This window comes from Pseudonocardia lacus (assembly GCF_018531445.1).
Taxonomy (GTDB): Bacteria; Actinomycetota; Actinomycetes; order Mycobacteriales; family Pseudonocardiaceae; genus Pseudonocardia; species Pseudonocardia lacus.
Genome location: NZ_JAHDTH010000287.1, coordinates 1 through 7362, shown reverse-complemented (window position 1 = coordinate 7362; position 7362 = coordinate 1). Strand labels below are relative to the sequence as shown.

Sequence of the window (7362 nt, the reverse complement as noted above, 5' to 3'; positions counted from 1 at the left end):
GGCCGGTCCGACCGCGACCGGGGCGCCGGGCCGGTGCGCGCCGGGCCGGCCGTCGACGGGCACGGCGGGGCCGGCCGGGGTGGGTGCCCAGCACCGCGACCCCGGCCCGGCGCTCACGCCGAAGGCCAACCGGACCGACACCCACCCATGATCCCCACCCGCGCCACCCGGTTGCGCGACGCCGGATGCCGCCTCCCGGTAACGCGCTCGAAACGAGCGTTCACACGCGCGAGACCGGCCTGTATCTTCACGCGATATACCGTTTCCCGTCGAGACACGCCTTGAACGACCCTCCCGCCCGACGACGCCCAGGCGCCCACTCGCAAGGAGCCAGCAGGTATGACCCTCGACATGACGGCCCCGACGGCCGCGCAGGCCCTGGAGCCCGCCGACCTGAAGGCCAGGGCGGAGGCGGACGGCGTCCGGTTCCTGCTCGCGCTGTTCGTCGACCTCACCGGCAAGCCGTGCGCCAAGCTGGTGCCGGTCGAGGCGGCCGACGAGCTGCAGCGCGACGGGGTCGGGTTCGCCGGCTACGCCGTGGGCGCCATCGGGCAGCGGCCCTGCGACCCGGACCTGATCGCGATCCCGGACGTCGACAGCTACACCCCGCTGCCGTGGGTGCGCCCCGGCCTGGCCCTCGTGCACTGCGACCCGCACGTCGAGGGCCGCGCCTGGCCCTTCGCGCCCCGCGTCATCCTCAAGGCGATGACCGCCCGGGCCGCGCAGCGGGGGCTGGAGCTGTTCGCCGGAGCGGAGGTCGAGTACTTCCTGGTCTCGCGCGCCGAGGACGGCACCCTCGCGCCCGCCGACGCCAAGGACGTCGACGCCCGCCCGTGCTACGACGCCCGCGGCCTGACCCGGATGTACGACCACCTCACCGGCGTCTCCACGGCGATGAACGCGCTGGGCTGGGGCAACTACGCCAACGACCACGAGGACGCCAACGGCCAGTTCGAGCAGAACTTCGCCTACGCCGACGCGCTGACGACGGCCGACCGGGTGATCACCGCCCGGTACCTGATCTCGGTGCTGGCCGAGCAGCGCGGGATGACCGCGACGTTCATGCCCAAGCCGTTCGCCGACCGCACCGGCTCGGGGATGCACCTGCACCTGTCGCTGTGGAGCGACGGCGCGGCGCGCTTCCCCTCCGCGTCCGACCCCGACCCCGACGGGCCCGGTTTCGGGCTCTCGGCGCTGGCCCACCAGTTCCTCGGCGGCATCCTCGACCACGCCGCCGGCATGCAGGCCGTGCTGGCCCCGACGGTCAACTCCTACAAGCGCACCGGGGCGACGTCGACGCGCTCCGGGGCGACCTGGTCGCCGCGGCGGGCGACCTACGGCGGCAACGACCGCACCCACTTCGTCCGCATCCCCGACCGGCACCGCATCGAGCTGCGCGGCGGGGACGGCTCGGCCAACCCCTACCTCGCCCTGGCCGCGGCGCTCGCGGCCGGCCTGGACGGGATCGCCCGGGAGGCCGACCCGGGCGCGCCGGGCACCGGCCCGGACGCGGTCGCGCGCCCCGAGCTGCCGCCCACGCTGCTGCACGCCGTCGAGGCGCTGACCGCCGACCCGGTCGTCGTGGACGCCCTGGACAGCGCGGGCCCCGGCGTCGCGGAGTACTTCGCCGCGCTCAAGCGCGAGGAGTTCCTCGACTGGCACAGCACCGTCGGCTCCTGGGAGCACGACCGCTACCTGACCGCCTTCTAGGCCACCACCGAGAGGAGACGGCCCGTGTGCGGGATCGTCGGGCTGCACCTGCGCGACCCCGAGCTGCACCCCCTGCTCGGGCGGCTGCTGGAGACCATGCTGGGCCAGGTCGTGGAACGCGGCCCCGACTCGGCGGGGGTCGCCGTGTACGGCGACCGCCGGCGCGTGCCCGCCGGGCACGCCGCCGTCTCGCTGCTGCTCCCGGCCGCGCCGACCACGCCGAACACACCGACCTCGCCCGCGGACCTCGCCGCCGCGCTGCGGGACGTGCCCGAGCCGCTGGTGACCACGGCGGGCGACACCACCGTCGTCGCAGCACCCGTCGGCGTCGAGGCGCTCGTCGGTGCGGTCCGGGCGGCGCTGCCGGAGGCCACCGTGGTCGGCTCCGGCACCGACCTCACCGTCTACAAGGGCACCGGCCACCCCCGCGGCCTCGCCGCCACCTACGACCTGGCCGGCGCCCAGGGCTGGCAGGGCCTGGCCCACACCCGGATGGCGACCGAGTCCGCGGTCACCCCGCAGGGCTGCCACCCGTTCTCGGTCGGCCCGGACCAGTGCCTGGTGCACAACGGGTCGTTCGCCAACCACGCCACGATCCGCCGCGAGCTGCAGGCCGCGGGGCACGTGTTCGACTCGGAGAACGACTCCGAGGTCGGGGCCCGGTTCGTCGCCGACCGGCTCGCCAAGGGCGACGACCTGGACAAGGCGCTGCGGCTGCTCTGCGAGCGGTTCGACGGCTTCTACACCCTGCTGGTCACCAGCGCGGACGGGTTCGCGGTCGTGCGCGACGCGATCGCCTGCAAGCCGGCGGTCATCGCCGAGACCGACCGGTGGGTGGCGATGGCCTCGGAGTTCCGGGCGCTGGCCGAGCTGCCCGGCATCGAGCGCGCCCGCATCTACGAGCCCGAGCCCGAGCGCGTCTACGCGTGGCAGCGAGGAGCGACCGCATGACCACCACCGCCGGACCCACCCCTGGGACGACCACCGTCTTCGACCTCGGCGTGACCGGCGTCCGGGCGCTGAACGCCGAGCTGCACGCCCCGACCTCGCGGCACTACGAGGTCCTGCGCCCGCAGGGCGCGCACGCCGTCGCCGCGGGCATCGACACCGACATCGCCGTCGACGTCCGGGGCCACGTCGGCTACTACGCCGCCGGCATGAACGACGGCGGGCGGGTCACCGTGCACGGCAACGCCGGCACCGGCGTCGCGGAGAACATGATGTCCGGCCTCGTCCGGGTGACCGGCGACGCCTCCCAGTCGGCCGGGGCCACCGCCCACGGCGGCCTGCTGGTCGTCGAGGGCTCGGCCTCGATGCGGTGCGGGATCTCGATGAAGGGCGTGGACATCGTCGTCGGCGGCGACATCGGCCCGATGTCGGCGTTCATGGCCCAGGCCGGGCGGCTGGTCGTGTGCGGGGACGCCGGCGCGAGCCTGGGCGACTCGATCTACGAGGCCCGGGTCTACGTCCGCGGCGGCGTCGCCTCGCTCGGCGCCGACTGCGTCGAGAAGGAGGTGCGCCCCGAGCACCGCGCCGAGCTGGCCGAACTGCTGGCCGCCGCCGGGATCGACGCCGACCCGGCCGGCTTCCGCCGCTACGGCTCCGCCCGCCGGCTCTACCACTTCACCTCGGGGAACAGCTACTGATGACCGATCCCTCCCTGCGCGAGCAGCATCGATTCGACTCGCTGCGCGAGTCGGCCACCTTCGACCGCCCGACCATCGCCGCCATCCAGCGCGCCGCCGCCACCGGCGTCTACGACATCCGCGGCTGGGGCGCCAAGCGCGCCCTGCCGCACTTCGACGACCTGCTCTTCCTGGGCGCGTCGATGTCGCGCTACCCGCTGGAGGGCTACCGGGAGCGCTGCGGCACCGACGTCGTGCTCGGCGACCGCAACGCCGCCCACCCGCTGCACCTGGACATCCCGGTCACGATCGCCGGCATGTCCTTCGGGGCGCTGTCCGCGCAGGCCAAGGAGGCGCTCGGGCGCGGGGCGTCCGAGGTCGGCACCTCGACGACCACCGGCGACGGCGGGATGACCCCCGAGGAACGCGGCCAGTCCACGCACCTGGTCTACCAGTACCTGCCCTCGCGCTACGGCATGAACCCGACCGACCTGCGCAAGGCCGACGCGATCGAGATCGTGCTGGGCCAGGGGGCCAAGCCCGGCGGCGGCGGGATGCTGCTCGGGCAGAAGATCTCCGACCGGGTCGCCGACATGCGCACCCTGCCCGCCGGCATCGACCAGCGCTCGGCCTGCCGGCACCCGGACTGGACCGGACCCGACGACCTGGCCATCAAGATCCTCGAACTGCGCGAGATCACCGACTGGGCGAAGCCGGTCTACGTCAAGATCGGCGCCTCGCGCACCTACTACGACGTCAAGCTGGCCGTCGCCGCGGGCGCCGACGTGGTCGTCGTCGACGGCATGCAGGGCGGCACCGCCGCCACCCAGGACGTGTTCATCGAGCACGTCGGCATCCCCACCCTCGCCGCGCTGCCCGAGGCCGTGCAGGCCCTGCAGGAGCTGGGGGTGCACCGCAAGGTCCAGCTGATCGTCTCCGGCGGCATCCGGACCGGCGCCGACGTCGCCAAGGCCATGGCACTGGGTGCGGACGCGGTCGCGATCGGCACCGCCGCCCTGATCGCGCTCGGCGACAACGACCCCCGCCACGACGACGCCTACCGGCGGATCGGTTCGGCCGCCGGGTTCTACGACGACTTCCAGGACGGCCGCGACCCCGCCGGCATCACCACCCAGGACCCGGAGCTGGCGGCCCGCCTGGACCCGGTCGAGGGCGGTCGGCGGCTGGCCAACTACCTGCGGGTGCTCACGCTGGAGGCGCAGACCATCGCGCGCGCCTGCGGCAAGGCCCACCTGCGCCACCTCGAACCCGAGGACCTGGTGGCGGTGACGATCGAGGCCGCCGCCATGGCCCGGGTCCCGCTCGCCGGGACGTCCTGGATCCCGGGACGGGAGCGGTGAGCGGCGCTCCCACGACCGACGTCCTGGTCATCGGCGGCGGGCTGGAGGGCTGCGCGGCGGCGTGGGCGCTCACCGGGCGCGGCGCCACCGACGTCACGATCGTCGAGCGCGCCACCGTCGGGTCCGGCGGCACCGGCAAGTCGTCCGGCGTCGTGCGCTGCCACTACGGCGTCACCTCGCTGGCGGCGATGGCCACCCAGGCGCTCGACGTGTTCGAGAACGCCGTCGACGTGCTCGGCGAGGACATCGGCTTCCGGCAGACCGGTTACGTCGTCGGTGTCGGGCCGCAGGACGTCGATGCGTTGCGTGCGTCCCTCGCGGGCCAGCGGGCCGTCGGCGTCCGCACCGAGGAGATCGACGCGGCCGCGGTCCGCGAGCTGTGGCCGGTGGCCGACCTGGAGCCGTTCGGCGCCTTCGCCTGGGAGGCGCGCGGCGGCTACGGCGACGCCTACCGGACCGCGCAGGCGTTCGCCGCCGCGGCCCGCCGCGCGGGCGCGACCCTGCGGCAGGGCACGGCGGTCGCCGAGATCCTCGTCGAGGGCGGCCGGGCCACCGGGGCCCGGCTCGCCGACGGCAGCACGATCTCCGCGGGCGCCGTCGTGCTCGCCGCCGGGCCGTGGTCGGTTCCGCTGCTCGCCGCGCACGGCATCGACCTGCCCATCACCGTGCACCGCGAGCAGATCGTGCTCATCGACCCGGGCGTGGACCTCGGGCCGGTGCCGGTGTTCTCCGACCTGGTGTCGCTGCAGTACGTGCGGCCCGAGACCGGCGGGGAGATCCTGTTCGGCAACTCCGACCTGGCCGTGCTCGATCCGGCCGACCCGGACGACTACTCGAACCAGGCCGGCGAGGCGTTCGTCGACCTCACCGTGCAGAAGGTGGGGACCCGTTTCCCCGGGCTCGCCGCGGCGTCCATCGCGTCGACCTACGCCGGCTGCTACGACGTCACGCCGGACTTCAACCCGGTGATCTCCCGGACCCCGGTCGACGGGCTGGTCGTCGCCGCCGGGTTCAGCGGGCACGGCTTCAAGATCTCGCCGTCGGTCGGCGCGCTGGTCGCCGACCTGGTCCTCGACGGGCGCAGCGGCCTGCCGCACGTCCCGGAGTCCGACTTCCGGCTCTCCCGCTTCGCCGAGGGCGCGCCGCTGCGCAGCCCCCACCCCTACATCGGGGCGGGGCAGATGCGCTGACCGGCGTCCTCAGCCGCGGCCGAGCTCGGCCGAGAGGGCGTCGAGCACCGCGTCGATGCCCTTCTCCACCTCGGCGTCGGGCGCGAAGCGGCGCTCGTCGCCCTCGCCCTCGACGTAGCGGGACACGAAGGGGATGGGCGCGGCGGCCACCGGCCGCATCCTGAGCGCGAGCAGGACGGGCTGCAGCGCGACGGCGGCGCGGGCGCCCGCGGCCACGCCGCCGTAGCTGACCAGCCCGACGGGCTTGCCGGCCCACTCCCGGTGCAGGTGGTCCAGCGCGTTCTTCAGCGCGGCGTTGTAGCTGTGGTTGTACTCGGGGAACACGAGGACGAACCCGTCGGCGCGGCTGATGGTGGCGCTGAACGCGCGGGTGTGCTCGTGCGCGTACTGACCGAGCCGCGGGTGCCTGGGCTCGGCGAACATCGGCAGGTCGATCTCGGCGAGGTCGACGACCTCGACGTCGAAGGCGGCGTGCTCCCCGGCCCGACGGGCGATCCAGCGGGCCACGGGCTCGCCGACCCGGCCGGGCCGGGTGCTGGCCACCAGGACCTGCAGGACGGGGCGGTCGGTGCTCATGGGGTCCTCCCGGTCGGCACGCGCCGAAGGTGGTCGACGTGTGAACGTTCAACGGTATGCCCCGCGCCCGTGGTCGGCGAACGCGCACGGCGCCCGACGTGCGGGACATCACGGACCGTGCGCATCGGGGCAGTGGCGTCCGGACCGCCGGAGGACGACGATCGACCCGCTGGTCGCGTCGGTCGAGTGCTGGGTGGTGGTCGAGGTGGCCGGGACCGTCCTGCACGGGCGCACGGCCGAGGCCCGCCGGCTGCTCGACCTGCTCGACGACCTGGCGACCGCGGGCGGCGCGCTGATCGTGCGGGGCGGGGCCGGGATCGGCAAGTCGGCGCTGCTGGCCGACGCGGTGGCCACCGCCGGGGCCGCGGGCCTTCGGGTGCTGTCGACCGTCGCCGTCGAGTCCGAGGCGCGCCTGCCGTTCGCCGGGCTGCACCAGCTGCTCCGTCCGGTGCTGGGCCTGGTCGAGCACCTGCCCGGGCCGCAGCGCGCGGCCGTCCGCACGGCGTTCGGGATGGGCGAGGGGCCGGCCGCGGACATCTTCCTGATCTCGCTGGCCGCGCTGACCCTGCTCGGCGAGGCCGCAACCGGGGCCCCGACGCTCGTCGTGGTCGACGACGCGCAGTGGCTCGATCCGCCCAGCGCGGAGGTGCTCGCGTTCGCGGCCCGCCGGTTGGGGCCCGAGCCGGTCGCGATGCTGGTGGCGACCCGCGACGGCGCCCGGACCCCGTTCGACGCCGCCGGCCTGCCGGAGCTGTCGCTGCCCGCGCTCGACGCGGACGCGTCGGCGGCCCTGCTGGACTCCGGCGCGGTGCGGCTGTCGCCCGCCGTGCGGGCGCGGGTGCTGGCCGAGGCCGCGGGCAACCCGCTCGCCCTGGTCGAGCTGCCGGTGGCGCTGGGCCG

General features: G+C 75.1%; 7 protein-coding genes. 6 read left to right on the top strand and 1 reads right to left on the bottom strand.

The features are described from left to right. Positions 1–351: 351 nt before the first annotated feature. The 5 genes from glnT to KIK08_RS35680 are packed head-to-tail and all read left to right on the top strand — an operon-like array spanning position 352 to position 5886. Positions 352–1710, top strand: coding sequence for a type III glutamate--ammonia ligase (gene glnT, locus KIK08_RS35700; protein ID WP_250558498.1), 1359 nt, complete (start codon positions 352–354; stop codon positions 1708–1710). Positions 1711–1734: 24 nt separating this feature from the next. Beyond that, the gene (locus KIK08_RS35695; protein WP_214407738.1) at positions 1735–2661 is read left to right on the top strand and encodes a class II glutamine amidotransferase domain-containing protein; all 927 of its coding nucleotides are present in this window, start codon (positions 1735–1737) and stop codon (positions 2659–2661) included. Further along, the gene (locus KIK08_RS35690; RefSeq protein WP_214407737.1) at positions 2658–3356 is read left to right on the top strand and encodes a glutamate synthase; all 699 of its coding nucleotides are present in this window, start codon (positions 2658–2660) and stop codon (positions 3354–3356) included. The genes KIK08_RS35695 and KIK08_RS35690 overlap by 4 nt, the downstream gene beginning before the upstream one ends. After that, positions 3356–4696, top strand: coding sequence for an FMN-binding glutamate synthase family protein (locus KIK08_RS35685; protein ID WP_214407736.1), 1341 nt, complete (start codon positions 3356–3358; stop codon positions 4694–4696). Before KIK08_RS35690 ends, KIK08_RS35685 begins: the two co-directional genes overlap by 1 nt. Continuing rightward, positions 4693–5886 (top strand): NAD(P)/FAD-dependent oxidoreductase, encoded by a 1194-nt coding sequence (locus KIK08_RS35680; protein WP_214407735.1) that lies wholly within the window; start codon positions 4693–4695, stop codon positions 5884–5886. The genes KIK08_RS35685 and KIK08_RS35680 overlap by 4 nt, the downstream gene beginning before the upstream one ends. A 9-nt stretch (positions 5887–5895) precedes the next feature. Here the strand turns inward: KIK08_RS35680 and KIK08_RS35675 are convergent, their stop codons facing one another. Then, positions 5896–6462: an NADPH-dependent FMN reductase gene (locus KIK08_RS35675; RefSeq protein WP_214407734.1), complete on the bottom strand. Its 567-nt coding sequence runs from the start codon at positions 6460–6462 to the stop codon at positions 5896–5898. 205 nt (positions 6463–6667) lie between these two features. Here KIK08_RS35675 and KIK08_RS35670 point away from each other — a divergent pair. Next, positions 6668–7362, top strand: a 695-nt coding sequence (locus KIK08_RS35670) for an AAA family ATPase (protein ID WP_214407733.1), incomplete at its 3' end; no start/stop codon positions are given.